19 protein-coding genes and 1 riboswitch are annotated in these 16,976 nt (G+C 65.4%); of the genes, 6 read left to right on the top strand and 13 right to left on the bottom strand.

The window, feature by feature from the left end:
* Positions 1–13 precede the first annotated feature (13 nt).
* Positions 14–1,120, bottom strand: a complete 1,107-nt coding sequence (aroC, locus tag ACP159_RS13650; protein WP_425100285.1) for a chorismate synthase — start codon at positions 1,118–1,120, stop codon at positions 14–16.
* Between the two features lie 91 nt (positions 1,121–1,211).
* Positions 1,212–1,322, top strand: a riboswitch (TPP riboswitch).
* Positions 1,323–1,369: 47 nt separating this feature from the next.
* Here aroC and thiB point away from each other — a divergent pair.
* Genes thiB through ACP159_RS13635 form a run of 3 tightly spaced genes read left to right on the top strand, consistent with a single transcriptional unit; the run spans position 1,370 to position 4,537 of the window.
* Positions 1,370–2,350 (top strand): thiamine ABC transporter substrate binding subunit, encoded by a 981-nt coding sequence (gene thiB / locus ACP159_RS13645; RefSeq protein WP_425100284.1) that lies wholly within the window; start codon positions 1,370–1,372, stop codon positions 2,348–2,350.
* Positions 2,326–3,837, top strand: a complete 1,512-nt coding sequence (locus ACP159_RS13640) for a thiamine/thiamine pyrophosphate ABC transporter permease ThiP (protein ID WP_425100283.1) — start codon at positions 2,326–2,328, stop codon at positions 3,835–3,837. The genes thiB and ACP159_RS13640 overlap by 25 nt, the downstream gene beginning before the upstream one ends.
* Positions 3,830–4,537, top strand: a complete 708-nt coding sequence (locus ACP159_RS13635; protein WP_425100282.1) for an ATP-binding cassette domain-containing protein — start codon at positions 3,830–3,832, stop codon at positions 4,535–4,537. The genes ACP159_RS13640 and ACP159_RS13635 overlap by 8 nt, the downstream gene beginning before the upstream one ends.
* Before the next feature lie 228 nt (positions 4,538–4,765).
* Here the strand turns inward: ACP159_RS13635 and ACP159_RS13630 are convergent, their stop codons facing one another.
* The 3 genes from ACP159_RS13630 to petA are packed head-to-tail and all read right to left on the bottom strand — an operon-like array spanning position 4,766 to position 7,486.
* A complete protein-coding gene (locus ACP159_RS13630) occupies positions 4,766–5,560 on the bottom strand; it encodes a cytochrome c1 (RefSeq protein WP_425100281.1) in 795 nt (264 codons plus the stop codon).
* Between the two features lie 18 nt (positions 5,561–5,578).
* Positions 5,579–6,910 (bottom strand): cytochrome b, encoded by a 1,332-nt coding sequence (petB, locus tag ACP159_RS13625; RefSeq protein WP_425100280.1) that lies wholly within the window; start codon positions 6,908–6,910, stop codon positions 5,579–5,581.
* Between the two features lie 12 nt (positions 6,911–6,922).
* On the bottom strand, positions 6,923–7,486 hold the full coding sequence (petA, locus tag ACP159_RS13620; RefSeq protein WP_425100279.1) for a ubiquinol-cytochrome c reductase iron-sulfur subunit: 564 nt from the start codon (positions 7,484–7,486) through the stop codon (positions 6,923–6,925).
* 213 nt (positions 7,487–7,699) lie between these two features.
* Between petA and ACP159_RS13615 the strand changes: the two genes are divergently transcribed.
* Positions 7,700–8,365 (top strand): outer membrane protein, encoded by a 666-nt coding sequence (locus tag ACP159_RS13615; RefSeq protein WP_425100277.1) that lies wholly within the window; start codon positions 7,700–7,702, stop codon positions 8,363–8,365.
* Positions 8,366–8,411: 46 nt separating this feature from the next.
* Here ACP159_RS13615 and ACP159_RS13610 read toward each other — a convergent pair whose 3' ends face one another.
* From ACP159_RS13610 to ACP159_RS13595, 4 genes are all read right to left on the bottom strand, one after another.
* Entirely contained in the window at positions 8,412–9,014 is a 603-nt protein-coding gene (locus tag ACP159_RS13610; protein ID WP_425100276.1) for a glutathione S-transferase, read from the bottom strand.
* A gap of 140 nt (positions 9,015–9,154) precedes the next feature.
* Positions 9,155–10,081 (bottom strand): tyrosine recombinase XerC, encoded by a 927-nt coding sequence (locus tag ACP159_RS13605; RefSeq protein ID WP_425100275.1) that lies wholly within the window; start codon positions 10,079–10,081, stop codon positions 9,155–9,157.
* Between the two features lie 74 nt (positions 10,082–10,155).
* The gene (locus ACP159_RS13600) at positions 10,156–10,866 is read right to left on the bottom strand and encodes a DUF484 family protein (protein WP_425100274.1); all 711 of its coding nucleotides are present in this window, start codon (positions 10,864–10,866) and stop codon (positions 10,156–10,158) included.
* Positions 10,867–11,019: 153 nt separating this feature from the next.
* The gene (locus ACP159_RS13595) at positions 11,020–11,712 is read right to left on the bottom strand and encodes a winged helix-turn-helix transcriptional regulator (RefSeq protein WP_425100273.1); all 693 of its coding nucleotides are present in this window, start codon (positions 11,710–11,712) and stop codon (positions 11,020–11,022) included.
* A 290-nt stretch (positions 11,713–12,002) separates the two neighbouring features.
* Here ACP159_RS13595 and ACP159_RS13590 point away from each other — a divergent pair, with 290 nt between their 5' ends.
* A complete protein-coding gene (locus tag ACP159_RS13590; RefSeq protein WP_425100272.1) occupies positions 12,003–12,416 on the top strand; it encodes a universal stress protein in 414 nt (137 codons plus the stop codon).
* A gap of 30 nt (positions 12,417–12,446) precedes the next feature.
* Positions 12,447–12,998 (top strand): hemerythrin domain-containing protein, encoded by a 552-nt coding sequence (locus tag ACP159_RS13585; protein WP_425100271.1) that lies wholly within the window; start codon positions 12,447–12,449, stop codon positions 12,996–12,998.
* On the opposite strand, the gene ACP159_RS13580 is transcribed toward ACP159_RS13585, so the two are convergent.
* The 5 genes from ACP159_RS13580 to uvrB all read right to left on the bottom strand — a co-directional run bounded on the left by ACP159_RS13580 (position 12,999) and on the right by uvrB (position 16,827).
* The gene (locus ACP159_RS13580; protein ID WP_425100270.1) at positions 12,999–13,385 is read right to left on the bottom strand and encodes a VOC family protein; all 387 of its coding nucleotides are present in this window, start codon (positions 13,383–13,385) and stop codon (positions 12,999–13,001) included.
* Between the two features lie 162 nt (positions 13,386–13,547).
* Positions 13,548–13,733, bottom strand: a complete 186-nt coding sequence (locus ACP159_RS13575) for a PLD nuclease N-terminal domain-containing protein (protein WP_425100269.1) — start codon at positions 13,731–13,733, stop codon at positions 13,548–13,550.
* 87 nt (positions 13,734–13,820) lie between these two features.
* Positions 13,821–14,249: a hypothetical protein gene (locus tag ACP159_RS13570; protein ID WP_425100268.1), complete on the bottom strand. Its 429-nt coding sequence runs from the start codon at positions 14,247–14,249 to the stop codon at positions 13,821–13,823.
* Between the two features lie 138 nt (positions 14,250–14,387).
* Positions 14,388–14,600: a hypothetical protein gene (locus ACP159_RS13565; protein WP_425100267.1), complete on the bottom strand. Its 213-nt coding sequence runs from the start codon at positions 14,598–14,600 to the stop codon at positions 14,388–14,390.
* A gap of 34 nt (positions 14,601–14,634) precedes the next feature.
* Positions 14,635–16,827, bottom strand: coding sequence for an excinuclease ABC subunit UvrB (gene uvrB / locus ACP159_RS13560; RefSeq protein WP_425100266.1), 2,193 nt, complete (start codon positions 16,825–16,827; stop codon positions 14,635–14,637).
* Positions 16,828–16,976: the final 149 nt, after the last annotated feature.

Genomic DNA, 16,976 nt, shown 5'->3' with positions numbered 1-16,976 from the left:
TCATGTCTTCCGGTCAGGCCGGACCGATCCTGCCACCTGCGTTGCCGATCTGGCCCCGGTGCAGCAACAGGTGATCGAGGATCACGCATGCCATCATCGCCTCGCCCACGGGTACCGCCCGGATACCGACGCAGGGATCGTGACGGCCCTTGGTGATGATCTCGGTCTGCTGGCCCGTCTTGGTGATGGTCTGGCGGGTCTTCAGGATCGAGGACGTGGGTTTCACGGCAAAGCGCACGACGATGTCCTGCCCGGTCGAGATGCCGCCCAGGATGCCCCCCGCGTGATTCGAACTGAACACCGGCTTGCCGTCGTTGCCCATGAAGATCTCGTCGGCGTTCTCCTCGCCGGTCAGCATCGCTGCCGCCATGCCTTCGCCGATCTCCACGCCCTTCACGGCGTTGATGGACATCATCGCAGCGGCGAGGTCCGTGTCGAGCTTGCCGTAGATCGGCGCGCCGAGACCCGGGGGCACGTTTCGGGCGACCACCTCGACAATGGCGCCGACGGAGTTGCCGGACTTGCGCAGCTCTTCGAGATATCCAGCCCAGGTTTCCGCGGTCTTCGCGGAAGGCACCCAGAACGGGTTCTGGTCGATCTGCGCAAAATCCCGTTCGCCCTCGATGCCATGCGGGCCCATCTGGGTCATGTAACCCTGGATCTCGATGCCCGGAGCCAGCGCGTCGAGCGCCGCCCGCGCGAGCCCGCCCGCCGCAACCCGCGCCGCGGTCTCGCGCGCGGAGGACCGCCCGCCGCCACGATAATCGCGGATGCCGTATTTCTGCCAATAGGTGATGTCCGCATGGCCGGGCCGGAATTTCTCGGCGATGTCGCCATAATCCTTCGAGCGCTGGTCGGTGTTCTCGATCATCAGTTGCACCGGCGTGCCGGTTGTCTTGCCCTCGAACACACCGGAGAGGATGCGCACGGCGTCCGGCTCGCGCCGCTGCGTGGTGTATTTGTTCTGCCCCGGCTTGCGCTTGTCGAGCCAGAGCTGGAGCGTCGCCTCGTCGATCGCCACGCCCGGCGGGCAGCCGTCTACCGTAGCGCCGAGCGCCGGTCCGTGGCTCTCGCCCCAGGTGGTGACACGGAAGAGATGTCCGAAGGTGTTGAGGCTCATGGGCTTACTCCTTTGCGCACCTGTTAGGCCAGCGGCCGCACGCCCTCAAGCGTTTTCCCGCTTGAACTGCCCGGGTCGCGGCCCTAGGTTCCGCGTTACCTCGGGGTGGTGGAGCCTGATCCGCCTGAGATTTGCGTAAACGCATCAACCCGTTGAACCTGAACCGGTTAACACCGGCGGAGGGAAGGTCGGGACACAGCCGAAATGGCCCCTTATCTTGCCTTCCGCCGCACAGATAGGAGATGCCCGATGAAGGCCCTCATATGTGCAGCGGGAATGTTTGTTGCCAGCATGGCGCTGGCGGATACCCCTGTTCTCACCGTCTACGCGCCCGACTATTTCACCTCCGAATGGGGGCCGGGTCCGCAAATCGAAACGCTGTTCGAAGCACAGTGCGGCTGCGATCTGCAATTCAAACCCGGCGATCTGCTGCCCCGGCTGCTGCTCGAAGGGGAACGCACCGAGGCAGACGTGGTCATCGGCTTGAACACCGATGTGACGAAGAAGGCGCGGGAGTCGGGTCTTTTTGCGCCGCATGGCGTCGATCTGTCATCGCTGACACTGCCGATCGACTGGACCGACGATGTCTTCCTGCCGTTCAACTACGGCCACACCGCCTTCATCTACGACACGACCAAGGTGGCCAATCCGCCGGCGTCCTTTGACGATCTGCTTAATGCGACGGATGACCTGAGGCTGGTGATTCAGGACCCGCGTTCGTCGATTTCCGGGCTGGCGCTGGTGCTCTGGGTCCAGGCCGTCTACGGCAACAGGGCCGGGGAGGCCTGGGCGAAACTGGCGCCGAAGATCGTCACCGTCACGCGCGGCTGGTCCGAGAGCTATGGCCTCTTTACCGACGGCGAGGCCGACATGGTGCTGAGCTACACCACCTCGCCCGCCTACCACATCATCGCCGAGGGGGACGAGACGAAGAAGGCGGCGATCTTCCCGGAGGGGCATTACTTCATGGTCGAACTGGCGGCGAAGGTCGCATCGAGCGACCAGCCGGAACTGGCGCAGCAGTTCATGGATTTCATCCTGTCCGAAGCGTTTCAGGGCATGATCGCGACCGGCAACTGGTCGATTCCGGCGGCGCTGCCGCAGGACAAGTGGCCCGAGGGGTTCCAGAAGCTCGACCTGCCGGAAAAGGTGCTCTTCTACTCCGAGGACGAGGCGGCAGCCCTGCGGGACGAGGCCATCGAGGCATGGCGCAGCGCACTCTCGCAATAATCGCGGGCACGGCCCTGGTGCTTCTGACGCTGGGGCCGATTGCCGTTGTGCTGATCCGGGCGGAAGGCTTCGGCGCCTTCCGGCCCGGCGACCTGGAGGCGGTACGCTTCACCCTCTGGCAGGCGTTCCTGTCTGCGGTCTTCAGCTGCGTGTTTGCCGTACCCGTGGCGCGGGCGCTGGCGCGGCGGCGTTTTGCCGGGCGCGGGCTGCTGGTTGCGCTGCTGGGTGCGCCGTTCATCCTGCCTGTCATCGTCGCGGTGATGGGGCTTCTGGCGGTGTTCGGCGGCGCGGGCCTGATCAATTCGGCACTGGCCGGGCTCGGCCTTCCTCGTTTCGATATCTACGGTCTGCACGGCGTCGTCCTGGCGCACGTGTTCTTCAACCTGCCGCTGGCGGTGCGCATGCTCTTGCAGGGCTGGTTGGCCATCCCGGCGGAACGCTTCCGGCTTGCGGCCTCGCTTGGCCTGACTCCCTGGGCCATGGTCCGCGTGCTCGAAGGGCCGATGCTTGCGCGTATCCTTCCCGGCGCCTTCGCGGTGATCTTCGTGATCTGCCTCACCTCCTTCGCAGTGGCGCTGACGCTGGGCGGCGGGCCGAAGGCGACTACAGTGGAACTGGCCATCTACCAGGCGATGCGCTTCGATTTCGACCTCGGGCGCGCGGCCTTGCTGGCGACCGTGCAGTTGGCGCTGGCGCTGGCGGCGGGGAGCGTGGCCTGGCGCGTGTCGCTCGGGGCAGGCTTCGGCGCGGGACTGGACCGGCATCAGCCACGGTGGGATGGCGGGAGCCTGACGGCGCGGGCCGGGGATTGCCTCTGGATCGCGCTGGTCTCGGTGTTCCTGCTTCTGCCGCTGGGTCTCGTCGTCCTGCGCGGTGCGCCGGGATTGGCCCTGCTCGGAGCCGACACGATCCGGGCCGCGGGCCATTCCCTGGCCGTTGCAGCCGGCTCCACGCTGCTCTGCATGGCCTGGGCCCTGCCACTGGCGACGCGCCGCGGTGAATTGCTGGCCCTCGCCGCCATCGCGATCTCGCCGCTGGTGCTGGGCACCGGACTGTTCCTGATCCTGCGCCCGGTCATCAACCCGTTTTCCATGGCGTTGCCGGTGACGGGGCTGGTCAACGCGCTCATGGCGCTGCCCTTTGCCCTGCGCATCCTCAGACCGGAGGCCGAGGCGATCCGGACGGATTTTGCCCGGCTGGCCGCCAGCATCGGGCTGACGCCCTCTGCCTGGGTCCGGCTGGTGCTGCTGCCGCGCCTGCGCCGGCCGATGGGCTTCGCAGCGGGGCTGACGGCGGCGCTGGCCATGGGCGACCTCGGCGTGATCGCCCTCTTCGCCGATCCTGACCGGGCGACACTGCCGCTGCAGGTCTATCGGCTCATGGGGTCTTACCAGATGGAGGCGGCGGCGGGGGCGTCGCTGTTGCTGTTGGTGCTGAGCCTCGGGCTGTTCTGGCTTCTGGACAGGGGAGGGCGCATCGGTGCTTGAGATCTCGGGACTGCGGCTGGACCAGGACGGCTTTGTCCTCGAAGGCGATCTGAGATTGGCGGCGGGCCGCCGGGTCGCGGTGATCGGACCATCCGGCGCGGGAAAATCGACCCTGCTTGACGTCATCGCGGGTTTTCGCAAACCGGACGCGGGGCGGGTTTCCTGGCACGGTCGGGAGTTGGCCGATGAACCGCCGCAGGCGAGGCCGGTCTCGATGCTCTTCCAGGACCAGAATCTGTTTCCGCACTTGACGGTGCAGCGAAATCTCGGGCTGGCGCTGCGGCCGGACGGCGGGCGGCTCGATCCGGCGCAGCAAGGGCGCGTGGACGAGGCGCTGCGGCGCATGGGGCTGGACGATATGGGGGATCGCAGGCCCGGCACCCTGTCAGGCGGGCAACAGGCGCGCTGTGCGCTGGCCAGGGTGCTCCTGCAGGCGCGACCGATCCTGCTGCTCGACGAACCCTTTGCGGCGCTCGGCCCGGCGCTGCGCCGGGCCATGCTGACGGAGGTCGAAACCGTCGCCGCCGACACCGGCGCCCTCGTGCTGATGGTCAGCCACGATCCCGAAGACGCCCGGGTCTTTTCGGAAGAGACCATCTTCATCGACGCGGGCCGCGTCCATGCCCCTGTCGCAACGCAAACGCTTTTCGCGGAGCCGCCGGACGCGCTTCGCGACTACCTTGGGACGGGTGCGGGGTAAAACCCCGCCCTACAGGTGCACAGGCCCGGACTTCTTTGGTCTTCAAATCCCTTGGGGAGGCCGCCGCAGGCGGCCGGGGCAAAGCCCCGGACGAAAAATTTCGCCCCGGAAATTTTTCACGGCGCGCGCAGCGCGCCGGTCGCCTTGCGCTAGCAAGGCGAAACCCCTCGCCAGACGCAAAAAGCCCCGCACGAGGCGGGGCTTTCCGAACCATCGAAGCGGAGGAAATCAGGCCGACTTGGCCTTCTTCTTCACCGGCTTCCAGATGCGCTTGTTGGTCAGGTACAGCAGCACCGAGAGGATGACGAGGAACAGGACGGCGGTGAAACCGGCCTGCTTGCGCGCCATCATCTTCGGTTCCGCGGTCCACATCAGGAACGCCGCCACATCCTGCGCTTCATGGTGCAGCTCGTTGGAGTGGCCATCTGCGTATTCGACGTCCTCGCCGGCCAGCGGCGGCGCCATGGATATCCAGCCGCCCGGGAAGGCGTGGTTTTCGTACAGCGTCGTGCCCGCCTGTTCCATGGTCTCGCCGGTGTAGCCGGTGAGGATGGAGGCGATGTACTCGGGGCCGCCGATGCCATGCAGGAACTGGTTGATGCCAAGGCCATAGGGGCCGTGGAAGCCCGCGCGGGCCTTCGCCATCAGCGACAGGTCCGGAGCGCCGACGCCGGTGTTGGCCGGGAACTTGTCCGCCGGGCGGGCCGGGCGGAAATCGTCGAGTTCCCTGTCGAACACTTCGAAGTTCTGGGCGGCGTAGGCCCGGACCTCGTCCTCGGAGTAGCCGAGGCCACCCTCTTCGGACATGGAGCGGAAGGGCACGAATTTCAGGCCGTGGCAGGCGGAGCAGACCTCGGTGAAGATCTGCAGACCGCGCTGCAGCTGGTGCTGGTCATAGGTGCCGAACGGGCCTTCGAACGAAAAGTCGAAGTCCTCGATGTGGCCCTCGGCACCGGCGGCATAGGCGCCGCCGGCCGAGAGGGTCAGGGCCGTCAGGGCCGAGAGGGTGAGTTTCTTGAGCATCTCAAACGGTCCTTTCGATCACTCAGCCGGATGACCGGCTGCGTCACCCTTGCCATAGTGCGCGTTGAAGTCTTCCTCGATGGTGTCCGGCGTCGGCAGCGGCTTCTCGATCACGCCCATGAGCGGGAGGATGACGAGGAAGTAGCCGAACCAGTAGGCCGAGGCGATCAGGGAGAAGGAGGCGTAGGGCTCCTCCGCCGGCATCGCGCCGAGCCACATCAGCACCATGAAGTCGATGGCCAGCAGCCAGAACCACCACTTGAGCATCGGGCGATACCGCGCCGAGCGAACGGAGGAGGTGTCGAGCCAGGGTGCCAGTGCCATGACGGCGATGGCGCCGAACATCGCCAGCACGCCAAAGAACTTGGCGTCGATGATGCCGCCGGTCACGAAGGACGCGATCTGTACGACCCAGACTTCGGAGGTGAAGGCACGCAGGATCGCGTAGAACGGCAGGAAATACCACTCCGGAACGATGTGGGCGGGCGTCGCCAGCGGGTTTGCCTCGATGTAGTTGTCCGGGTGGCCGAGGTAGTTCGGCATGAAGCCGACCACGGCGAAGAAGACAACCAGCACCACCACGAGGGCGAAGAGGTCCTTGATCACGAAATACGGCCAGAAGGGCAGCGTGTCCTTCTCGGCGTCGGCCTTGGAGGTGCGACGCACTTCGACACCGGTCGGGTTGTTGTTGCCCGTGGTGTGGAAGGCCCAGATGTGGATGGCGACGAGGGCCGCGATCACGAAGGGCAGCAGGTAGTGCAGCGAGAAGAAGCGGTTCAGCGTGGCGTTGTCCACGGCGGGCCCGCCGAGGAGCCAGGTCTGGATCGGCTCGCCGATCAGCGGGATGGCCCCGAACAGGCCGGTGATCACCGTGGCACCCCAGAAGGACATCTGGCCCCAGGGCAGCACATAACCCATGAAGGCGGTGCCCATCATGGCGAGGTAGATCAGCATGCCGACGATCCAGGTCACTTCGCGGGGCGCCTTGTAGGAGCCGTAGTAGAGACCGCGGAAGATGTGGATGTAGACGGCGACGAAGAACAGCGACGCGCCGTTGGCATGCAGGTAGCGGATCATGTAGCCGCCGTTCACGTCGCGCATGATGTGCTCGACGGAGGCAAAGGCGTAATCCACATGCGGGGTGTAGTGCATCACGAGCACCACGCCGGTCACGATCATGTGGACCAGGCAGTAGGCAAGCACGATGCCCCAGATCCACCACCAGTTCAGGTTCTTGGGGGTGGGGATCATGATGGTGTCATAGACGAGGCCCAGGATCGGAAGGCGCTTGTGCAGCCACTTCTCCCCACCGGACTTCGGTTCGTAATGGTCGTGCGGAATACCGGACATTCGCGCGTCTCCTTATCCCAGCAGGATTGTGGTTTCGTCGACAAATTCCGCCGGGGGAACCGGCAGGTTGCGCGGTGCGGGCCCTTTGCGGATCCGGCCGGCAGTGTCGTAGTGAGAGCCGTGGCAGGGGCAGAACCAGCCATCGTAGTCGCCGGCGCCGTCCCCGAGCGGCACGCAGCCGAGGTGTGTGCACACGCCCATCATGACGAGCCATTCGCCGGCCTCGTCGAGGGTGCGGTTCTCGTCCGTCGCCGGGGCACCGGCGTCGATGTTGGCGTTCTCGGCGTTCTGGTCGACGAGGTCGGAGAGAGCGACCGCGCGGCCTTCCTCGATCTCCGTCTCGGTGCGGCGGCGAATGAACACCGGCTTTCCGAGCCACTTCACCGTCAGCTGGGTCCCGGTCGAGACACCGGAGACGTCGACGCGGATGGACGCGAGCGCCCGGACATCGGCGGAGGGGTTCATCTGGTTCACCAGCGGCCAGACAGCCGCGCCCGTGGCGACGACCCCTGCGCCTGCCGTGGCATAGTAGAGAAAGTCTCTACGGGTGCCTTCGTGATCTTCTGCGTGTGACACGAGATTCGCTCCATTGCTTTCGGGGCCTTGTCTGGCCGGAATACAACCAAGGGCCGCGATAAATCGCAGCCGTTCCGCGGCGGTTATTAGCCAAGCTGACGTGAGGCGTCCAGCACACAAAAGCCCCTGATTGCAATAAGCGCGGATGTGTCGCGGTTGAAACGCGACCCCCGCAATGCTTATCTGACATCGAGACATTGACCAAGGCGCACCATGCGACACCTGATTCTATCCACGACGGCCGGTGCGGCCCTTCTCGCGACGCTTGCCAGCCCGGCGGCGGCGGAGATGGAACTGTCGTTCTATACCGGCTGGCAAACCCTGCCGCACAGCCGTCTGTCGGGCGAACTGCCGAACGGTGGCGGCTCCTATGATCAACTGGTCGGCTGGGACGGCAAGTCGTTCGAGATGCCGCCCTACTACGGCGCCCGCGTGACGTGGTGGCGCAGCGAGACGCTCGGATTCGGGCTCGAGTACACCCATACCAAGGCCTATGCCCCGAGCGACGTGAAATCGGCGCTGGGGTTCTCGCGGCTGGAGTTCTCGGACGGGCACAACGTGCTGACCGCGAATGTCATGCGCCGCTGGCCGGACCAGTGGGGCGCGATCACCCCCTATGTGGGCGGCGGCCTCGGGATTGCCTTCCCGCACGTCGACGCGGACCACGCCAGCGGCAGCCGCACCTATGGCTTCCAGGTCACCGGCCCGGCGATGCGCCTGACCGCCGGGGCGAGTTATCCGATCAATGACCGCTTCTCGGTGTTCGGCGAGTACCAGTTTACCTACTCGTCCAACGAAGGTGAGTTCGACGAGGGTGGCACCTTCAAGACCGACATCAAGACCAACGCGCTGAACGTCGGCATTTCGCTGAACTTCTGAGGCAGGTGCGGGGCACAGCCCCGCCCTACGTGCTGTCAGGAAGGCTTCAGGCGGGTTTCGTCGCCTGCATCGACTCGCGTGCGCCGAAGGTCTCGAACCAGGCGGCCAGACCGCTGCGTCCCGCACGCCAGTCGCGCGCGCTGTGGCGCAGGTCGATGTAGCCGAGCGCACAGCCGACGGCGATCTGGCCCATGTCGAGCGGGCCGTTCAGATGGCTGAGCCAACGCGACTCGAGCACATCAAGCGCACGGCTGGCCTTGGCCCATTGCGCCTCCATCCACTCGGTGGACTGCATCTCGGGATCGCGGAAACGGGTCTCGTAGACGATCGCCAGCGAGGCCTCCATGATGCCGTCCGCGGTCGCCTCCAGCGTCAGCACATCCCAGATCCGGCTTTCGGGATAAAGGGCGGTCCCGGCCTTTGCGTCGAGATAGCGGCAGATCACCCGGCTGTCGTAGAGCGCAGGGCCATCGTCGCGCACCAGCGCGGGGATCTTGCCCATCGGGTTGGCGGCGGCGACCTCGGGCGCGGTGGCCAAGGGGGTTGTCGTCACATTGACCAGTTCGACCTGCGGAAACAGGCCGGTTTCGTGCAGGGTCACGACGGTCTTGCGCACGAAGGGCGAGGCCGGGGAGTGGATCAGTTTCATCGCGAGGGGTCCTGTCAGGGGGCGTTCGGTGCGAGCCTAGGCTTGCGCCCGGATGAGCGCAAGCGCGTCCGTTTGGCCGGACACCCGGGGCAAGCGCGGAACTTTTCGAGTATTTTCAAAGAGAAGAAACACGGGGGCGGTTATCCGGCCTTGGGGTGGGTCGCCTCGTAGACCTTCATCAGCTGGACCTGATCCACGGAGGTATAGGCCTGGGTCGTGGACAGCGAGGCGTGCCCGAGAAGTTCCTGAATGGCACGCAGATCGCCCCCGGCGGAGAGCAGATGCGTCGCGAAGCTGTGGCGCATGGCGTGGGGTGTGGCGGTGGCGGGCAGGCCGAGTTGCATGCGCGATTGCTCGGTGACTTTCTGAATGGTGCGCGGGTTCAGCGGGCCGCCGCGCGCGCCGCGGAAGACAGGCAGGTCGGCGGCCATCGGGTGCGGGCAAAGCCGCAGGTAGGTGTCCACCGCGCGGCGGGCGATGGGCAGGACGGGAACGATGCGCTCCTTCTTGCCCTTGCCGAGGATTCGGAGCGACTCGCCGAGGGGCAGGTCGCGGCCGGTCAGGCCGAGGGCTTCGGAGATCCGCAGCCCGCAGCCGTAAAGCAGGGTGATGACCGCCGCGTCGCGGGCCCCGATCCAGCCGGTCTGCGACTGCATCTCGACGGTGTCGATCATGGCGCGGGCGGCGTCTTCGGTCAGGGGGCGGGGGAGTTTCTTCTGGAACTTCGGCGCGCGGGCAGAGAGCACGGCGGTGGGCTCGAATCCCTCGCGTTCAGCCAGCCAGCGGTAGAAGGTCTTTACCGCCGAGAGTTTGCGCGCCATGGAGCGCGAGGCGACGCCGGTGCCGCGCAGGTGGGCCATCCAGGAGCGCATGTCGGAGGTCGTCACGCGGGCGAGGGGGGCGAGGCCCTGCGGCTCGGCCTTGTGGCCGGTCAGGAACACGATGAAATCGAGCACGTCGCCGCGATAGGCGGTCAGCGTGTTCCCGGAGGCGTCCTTGAGCGCCTTCGTGTGGTCGAGCCAGGTGGCGAGGGCGTCGCGGGCGGCGGGGGAGATGTCCAGCGTCATGGTGCCACGGTTCGCGCCTTGCCGGCGCGCCTTTCAGGTTTCGGGACCCGTGGCAGCGGGTGTGTTATCGGCTCTCAGCTGAGCCAGCGCCGCATGGCGCGTTCGAAGACGCCGCCGAAGAAGGCCAGCAGATCGGTGCCTTGCTGCGGCGTGAACATGTGCGGGTCCTCGGAGCCGAGTACCAGCAGGCCCGGCAGGCGGCCGGGGCCGAAGTCGAGCTTGAGGCAGGCCTCGGAGCGGATCCAGTCGGCCTTGTCGCCGAAGATCTGGCCGGTGCCCTGTTCGATCTGGCGCAGGGTGACAGGCCGCAACGGTGCCTCGCGGCCTTCCGAGACATAGTCCGTCACGAAACCCGGTTCGGCGACGGAGAGCACGTCGCCAAGGCGGGTCACGGCGATCTCGCCCTCGGCATTGGCGCTCTCCAGCACGAGGCGGACCGAATCCACCCGCAGGATCTGGGCCACTTCGCCGCCCAGGTCATGTAGGAAGGGTTCGAACTCCACCGGGTCGAGCATGCGCAGCACGGCGCGGTGGATCTGGTTCGTCCCGGCGAGGTTTTCGTAGGCGGCGGCGATCACCGAGCGGTGCGTGTCCTCGAGCCGGTCCAGCCGGGCCTCGAGCCGCTCCATGGCGATGCCGCGCAGGTCGATGATGTTGCCGCCCATGGCGCGTTCGTTGGCTGCGATCAGCGCATGCATCAGATCCTTGTCGTCCAGGATGATGTCCGGTTGGGAAATGATGGTTTCCCGCAGGGAATCCTCGATGCGCTGGCTGCTGCTGGTCATGGCGTCTCTGTTCTGCTCGGGCCGCCCTGTTGCCGGGCGATCGGTTTTTTGATCCGCCCCTGTTTGGCCCCGCCTGCGCGGAGCTGTCAAGAAAAACGGGGCGGGATCGGCAGAAACCGGGGCGGCGCGGAGAACCTGCAACGCAGAGGCGGATCAGGCGGCGATGGCGGCGTCCGGGATGTCGTCCGCGACGAAGCGGAACCCGGAGCCACGCGCCGTCTCGATGTCCACCGCGCCGCCCGAGGCCGCCAGTTGGGACCGCAGGTTGCACATGTAGACGTCGAAGACGCGCGGGTCCGGTTCGTTCTCGAGACCGTAGATATGGGTCAGCAGGCTTTCACGGGTCACGAGGCGGCCGGGACGCAGGGCGATGAACTCGAGGAGTTCGTAGACCTTCGGCGTCAGTTTCAGCCGCACGTCGCCGATGTGGGCGCGGCGGTGCATGAGATCGACGCGCAGCGGGCCGTATTGCAGCACCGGGCGGCCAAGTCCATGCGCCCGGCGGGCCACGGCCTGCAGACGGGCAAGGGTTTCCTCGTGGTCGGTGCGCGGGTCGATCACGGTGTCGGCCCCGGCCATGATCCAGGTGGCCATCTGCTCCGAGGTCGTGTTGCGGGCGACCAGTGCGATCGGGGCACGCGGATTCGCCGCGCGCAGGCTGTCGATTGTCACGCCGTCCCGGCCCAGCTGGCCCGCGGCGAGGAGGATCAGGTCGACCTGACCGATCCGCGCAAAGTGTTCGAGATCTTCGGGCCGGTCTGTCCGGGTCAACAGGGTTCCGTTGGTGACCAGCTCCTGTGCCAGAGTCATCATGTCCCAGTTGGTTTCGGCGATCAGGTAACGCATCCGCTTGCTCCTCGCGTTTCTTGACGGGAGACCCATGGGGCCGGGAGACCCTGACGGGCCACCCACATGGCATCAAATGACCGGACCGGCGTCTTCTGACAGGGGATCGGGTCAAGATCGGATAACGTTCTGCTATGGTTCTCAGTGCTACGGGGCGAATGTGTCCGAATTGAGGAGCCTTTCGGGCATGATCTCCATCAAGGATCAACCTCAGGGCGTGTGCGACACTGGTCCATGGTTTCGGCCCATGCCCCAGGGGCGGCCGGACGGCAGGGTAGGAGAACGACCACATGTATACCACCATTCTGGTTCCGATCGCCTTCGATGAGGAGGGCAACGACAAGGCGCAGGCGGCGATCGCCGTGGCGCGGCGGCTGGCGGCGGACGGCGCCCGGATCATTTTGGTCCACGTCATGGAGACGGTGCCCGGCTATGCCATCAACTACGTTCCGGCGGACTTCACGGCGCAGTCGAAGAAGGCGATCCAGAACGAACTGGACGAGATGGCGGCCCAGGTGCCTGGCGGCGAGGGGCGCGTCATCGACGGCCACTCGGGTCGGGCGATCATCGACTGGGCGGAGCAGAATCGCGTCGACCTGATCGTCATCGCCTCGCATCGTCCGGGGATGCAGGACCTGTTGCTCGGCTCGACGGCCACGCAGGTTGTGCGCCATGCGAGATGTGCTGTGCACGTGCTGCGTTGACATCCGCGTGCGCCTGCCCACCTTGCGCGTATGGATGAGACACTCGATTTGAAAACCCGCGAAGGGCTGCCGGACGCGTTGCGTGCGCTTGTGGCGGATTTCCCGCGCGATGCCTGGCAGTCACATGAGAATTTCGCCGGTCTGGTCGCCTTCTGGCTCGACCGGCACATGATGTTCCGGCGGTTGTCGGAGATGCTGCGCAGCGATGCGGAGGCGGCGCAGGACGGGCGTCTGGCGCGGGAGCAGATGCTGCCGCGACTCTCCCGGTTCGGGGGCATGCTGGTGCAGAGCCTGCATGGCCACCACCAGATCGAGGACATGCACTACTTCCCGATCCTGAGCGGCAAGGAACGGGCGCTGGAGCGGGGTTTCGAGATCCTCGACCGCGATCACCACGCCATGGACGGCCTGTTGAACCGGTTCACCGCGGCGGCCAATGGCGTGATCAAGGGGCAGACCGAACCGGGCGTGTTCCGCGAAGAGGTCCTGTCCTTCGAGGCCATGCTGCTCCGTCATCTGGAGGACGAGGAAGACCTGATCGTGCCGGTGATCCTCAAGCACGGTCCGGACGGTCTGTCCTGATCAGAGCGACGCCAGTTCTTCCTTGTGAAAATCGACGTGGATGTGGTTGCCATCCGGGTCGTGAAAGTTGACCTGAACGATGGGGAACTCCGGAACTTCGTCGATGCTGTGGACGATACCGTTGTCTTTCAGGAGGGCAATGAAGGCGGGCATGTCCCTGGCGCGGAAGGCGAAATGTTCCAGCGTGGTGTTTCCCGCCGCCTCGGGCGGGCTCGCCACCTCCACAAGGTGCACGTAAGGCTGATCGCCGAGGTAGAGCCAGGCCCCGCCGACGTTGAACGGAGGGCGCGGCCCCGGATGCAGGCCCAGGATGCGCCCATACCATGCAGTCATAGCGTCCAGATTGGCGGTCCGAACGTTGACGTGGTCGAAGGCTGTCAGTGGCATGGCAAAAATCCCGGTTCGTGTGTGCCGGAACAGGTTAACGCTGTGAGCGCTATCAGGTTCAAGGGAAAAATCGGGACGGGGGCAATGTGAAACGGGAAACGGGCCCCCTGGTGGAGGCCCGCTTGCAGTTCAAAGGTATGAAGTCTGAAGGGATGCGGCGTCTTATACGTGCGCCGCGCGGCCCCGGGGGCCTGCGACCAGCCAGGCGATGAAGCCAAGCACCGGCAGGATCAGGATGGCGAGGGTCCAGACAACCTTTGCCCCGGTGGAGGCGCCGGAGGTCAGCACGTTGTAGATGGCATAGAGGTCCGCGATGAGGACCAGCAGTCCGAAAAGGCCATATTCCATGAGAGAAACTCCCGTTTGGTGTGTGAAGCGTATCTGCATTCACAACCCCGGGTTCGCGGAAAAGTTCCCGGCTCTGTGCTTGACGGATCAACCGCCACAGACTTCGGGGATCACGGTGTGCCAGATCGGACAGAATTCCTCCCAGGCCCACCACATGTCGGTGGCGCCGATGGCGTGGTGCGTGGCGACCCAGGTGTCGCCGGACTTCTGCAGCAGCGCCTGCACGGTGGCCCCGTCGCCGACCTCCGGGTCGATCTCGCCGCGCCGGGGCGCCGGGGTGGCGTAGACGTCGATCACCCCGCCGCCCGGGCGCTGGGCCATGAGACTGGCAAAGGCCACATCGCCGTCGCGGCGCAGGTCCCAGACGACGAATTCCACAGGGGCTCCGAGCGCCCATTCGATGTGCGGGCGGATCGCGTCCATGATGTTGGTGCGGGTCGCAGTGCCGCGTGCCGGTTCTTCCCAGGCGAGGGCGGGGGCGGCGAGGAGGAGGAGAGGGAGGAGGAAGGGGCGCATGGCGAGACTCCGGAATTTGGCGGAGTGTCCGATGTGTTTAGGGTTACGTCAACTTGGGCGGGGGCCGAAATCTTCAAAAGATTTCGGTCCGATTTCTTTTGAAGAAATCGGGCCAGGCGGCTCCGTAAGCCAGCGGACCTAGGCGCGGTTGCAGAAGATGATGAGTTGACCCGCGTTTTCCGCGACCTGGAAACCGCGCCGATTGATTTCGGACAGAAAAGTCTCCATGCCGACGAAACGTTCGATATCGCGCTTCGTGCGGCGGATGACTTCTCCCTGCTGGACGGCCTTCGAGGCGAAGAGATCGTGTAACCAGATGTCGGGTGAAAGGGGCGAAGTGCGGGTTTGCATGCGCCTTTTATCCGCGAGCCTGGTTAATTGACCGTTATCGTCGCCGCTTCACATTCCCGCCGCGCTGTCCCGGCCGTCCCGCCGTGGACCTCCCCTTCGCCTTCACCGCCTCCGCCGAAGCCTTTTCCACCGCCTGCTGCCGCGCCAGAGGATCATCCGAGACGGCAAGATCCACGGCTTCCAGACGCTTGACCTCGTCACGCAGCCTCGCCGCTTCCTCGAACTCCAGGTTCTCCGCCGCCTTGCGCATGTCGGCTTTCAGCCCTTCGAGTACCGCCTGCAAATTGGACCCGGAGTGCTTCGGATCAATCGTCGCCGTCACGCGGTTCATGTCCACGTCGCCCTGATACAGCCCGGCGAGGATGTCCTCGACGTTCTTCTTAACCGTTTCCGGGGTGATGCCGTGTTCCAGGTTGTAGGCGATCTGCTTTTCGCGGCGGCGGTTGGTCTCCGCCAACGCTCGCTCCATGGAGCCGGTCATGCGGTCGGCGTACATGATGACGCGGCCCTCGGCGTTCCGAGCAGCGCGGCCGATGGTCTGGATCAGAGAGGTTTCCGAACGCAGGAAGCCCTCCTTGTCCGCATCGAGAATGGCGACCAGCCCGCATTCGGGAATGTCGAGACCTTCGCGCAGCAGGTTGATGCCGACGAGCACGTCAAACGCGCCGAGGCGCAGGTCGCGCAGGATCTCGATGCGTTCGATGGTGTCGATGTCGGAGTGCATGTAGCGCACCTTTATGCCCTGCTCGTGCAGGTATTCGGTCAGGTCCTCCGCCATGCGCTTGGTCAGCGTGGTGGCCAGCGTGCGCATGCCCTTGGCGGCGACCTTGCGGATCTCGTCCAGCAAGTCGTCCACCTGCATGTCGACGGGGCGGATTTCCACCTCCGGATCGAGCAGGCCAGTGGGGCGGATGACCTGTTCGGCAAAGACGCCGCCGGCCTGATCCATCTCCCATTTCGCCGGCGTGGCGGAGACGAACACGGATTGCGGGCGCATGGCGTCCCATTCCTCGAACTTCAGCGGACGGTTGTCCATGCAACTCGGCAGGCGGAAGCCGTGCTCGGCAAGCGTGAACTTGCGGCGGTAGTCACCCTTGTACATGGCGCCGATCTGCGGGACGGAGACGTGGCTTTCGTCCGCGAAGACAATCGCATTGTCGGGGATGAATTCGAAGAGGGTGGGGGGCGGCTCGCCCGGGGCGCGGCCTGTCAGGTAGCGCGAGTAGTTCTCGATGCCGTTGCACACGCCCGTTGCCTCCAGCATCTCCAGATCGAAGTTGCAGCGCTGCTCCAGCCGCTGCGCCTCCAGCAGCTTGCCCTCGTTCACAAGCTGGTCGAGCCGCTGGCGCAACTCCTTCTTGATGCCGATGATCGCCTGATTCATCGTCGGGCGCGGCGTGACATAGTGCGAGTTGGCATAGATGCGGATCCGCTCGAAGCTGTCGGTCTTGACCCCGGTGAGCGGGTCGAACTCGGTGATCGCCTCAAGCTCCTCGCCGAAGAAGGACAGCTTCCAGGCGCGGTCCTCGAGGTGGGCGGGCCAGACTTCGAGGCTGTCGCCACGCACCCGGAAACAGCCGCGCTGGAAGGCCTGATCGTTGCGGCGATACTGCTGCGCCACGAGGTCGGCCATGATCTTGCGCTGGTCGTATTCCTTGCCGACGAAAAGGTCCTGCGTCATGGCGCCGTAGGTCTCGACGGACCCGATGCCATAGATACAGGAGACCGAGGCCACGATGATGACGTCGTCCCGTTCCAGCAGCGCGCGGGTGGCCGAATGGCGCATCCGGTCGATCTGCTCGTTGATCTGGCTTTCCTTCTCGATATAGGTGTCGGAGCGCGGGACGTAGGCCTCCGGCTGGTAGTAGTCGTAGTAGGACACGAAGTATTCCACCGCGTTCTCCGGAAAGAAGCCCTTGAACTCGCCGTACAACTGCGCCGCCAGTGTCTTGTTCGGGGCGAGGATGATCGCCGGGCGCTGCGTCTCCTCGATGACCTTGGCCATGGTGAAGGTCTTGCCGGTGCCCGTCGCGCCCAGCAGCACCTGATCGCGCTCTCCGCTGATCACGCCTTCGGACAGCTCCGCGATGGCGGTCGGCTGGTCACCGGCGGGCGCGAAGGTGGTGTGCATGACAAACCGCTTGCCGCCCTCCAGCTTCTCGCGCTGGCGCACATCCGGCGCGGCGGCGTGCAGGATCGGCATGGACTGCGGATTGTTGTTGTGCATCAGGCGGACTCCTTCGGCTTTCAAATGTGGCACGCGCGGCAGGGGATGCAAGGGTGGCTGCTGTCAGTTTGTGTCAGGATGCCGCCGCGCGGACCTGTTGGCGTTGTACGATAGTATGACTGGGCGACCCGCCAGGGTGGTGGCATCCT

Source organism: Tropicibacter sp. S64 (assembly GCF_049803835.1).
Taxonomy (GTDB): Bacteria; Pseudomonadota; Alphaproteobacteria; order Rhodobacterales; family Rhodobacteraceae; genus Pacificoceanicola.
Note: the sequence above shows the minus strand (reverse complement) of the source record. Positions and strands in the feature narration are given on the sequence as shown.